Annotated in this window: 2 protein-coding genes; one reads left to right on the top strand and one right to left on the bottom strand. The window is 43.1% G+C overall.

What is annotated here, in order from left to right; genetic code table 11:
* Positions 1–198: 198 nt before the first annotated feature.
* Entirely contained in the window at positions 199–1,137 is a 939-nt protein-coding gene (locus JX312_RS13595) for a LysR family transcriptional regulator (RefSeq protein WP_204458450.1), read from the bottom strand.
* A gap of 96 nt (positions 1,138–1,233) precedes the next feature.
* On the opposite strand from JX312_RS13595, the gene JX312_RS13590 reads away from it, so the two are divergent.
* Positions 1,234–1,413 carry a DUF362 domain-containing protein gene (locus JX312_RS13590; RefSeq protein WP_123407877.1) on the top strand — a complete coding sequence of 60 codons (180 nt, stop codon included), beginning with the start codon at positions 1,234–1,236 and terminating at the stop codon, positions 1,411–1,413.
* Positions 1,414–1,481 lie beyond the last annotated feature (68 nt).

The raw sequence follows: 1,481 nt of genomic DNA, 5'->3' as shown, positions 1-1,481 counted from the left end.
TGGTAAGAAGAAGTATTTAAAATTAGGTTATAAGTAAATGGTTACTTGTCTAAACACTTACTTTTACGCCACTCTTTCCTCCAGTATAGACAATGCAATGTAGCTCACATGTTTTATAAAATCAGATTTGGCTTCGGTATAGCCGTCCCTGTTATTCCTGAATCTTGGGAAAGGCTTAGAAACTGAACTCGTCTTGACTTATTTTTTCTTAAAAAATAATGCTATATTCTCGTGTAAACCGATATCAATCATTTTGCGGGGAATGATTGACGACATGATTTCAATAACACTTTTCAACATACGATATCGGATAAAATCCTTGCGGACATATATTGTGACACACCGCTGCGAGACATATTCGCCCTCTATCGGCCGCACATTTTCACGCTGTGCGTCAGTCAGAAAAGGGAGGTGCATTTCGGGAATTATCGTAAAGCCGCCGTTAATATCGACAATGCGTATCAATGTCTCGATGCTTCCAGCCTCATAGATATGTCGCCCGATGCTTCTTTTCTTGCAAAAACTGAACGCGCTCTCACGCATACATTGCGACTCCTTCATTATCCACATCTTTTCATGCAACAGGTCTGCCGGATTGAATTTCGGCATCTTCAACAGACAATCCTTCGCCACATAGACGTGGAACGGCTCGCAATAGAATGGAATTTCCATGATTTCCTGAGCGGTATTGCCACTGATTGCTATTCCTACGTCAATCTTTTCCAGTCGGAGAGACTCAATGACCATGTCACCTCTCATTTCATTGACAGTCAGTTTTACATCCGGATAACTGTCGGTATACTTCTTGATAAACCATGGCATGAGATAAGGTGCGATGCTGGGTCCGATTCCTATTGAAAGAGAACCGGAGACTTCTTTCTTCTGCTCCGCGATTGTCTCTGAAATCAACTCGGTCTGACTCAAAATCTGCTCAGCCTGCCTTATCACTGTTTTTCCGAAGGCTGTCGGGCGCACACACTTGTTGCTACGCTCAAATAGACGCACTCCGAGTTCATTTTCCAGTTTCAGGAGAAGTGCGCTGAGAGTAGGCTGCGTCACATCAAGTTCCGCAGCGGCTTTTGCAAAATTACGATATCGGTCTATCGCTATTACGTATTTCAGCTGTTGAAGAGTCATGATAGATAAATTCAATGCAAAGATAACAAAAATCTGTTGTCATTCTATTATAAAGGCACTAATTTTGCGCTATAAGCAAGTATCCGAATTAATTAAATGATGATTGCAGTCAACCGAAAACTATGTCCGCATGACCATGTGTGTCCTCTGATACGTCTCTGCCCCGTGGGAGCCATTACCCAAGGTTCAGATGGCTATCCTGTCATAGACCACGACAAGTGTATTGAATGTGGCAAGTGCGTCCGCTCATGCCCGAAGAAAGCGATGGAAAGTTAGTACAACAGTCCCCGCTTCCCTCAGTTCACCGGATATAATTTATAAATATTCAAGAGCGGGGATGGCGG

Origin of the sequence: Barnesiella sp. CU968 (assembly GCF_905219685.1) — a bacterium.
Classification (GTDB): Bacteria; Bacteroidota; Bacteroidia; order Bacteroidales; family Muribaculaceae; genus Lepagella; species Lepagella muris_A.
Note: the sequence above shows the minus strand (reverse complement) of the source record. Positions and strands in the feature narration are given on the sequence as shown.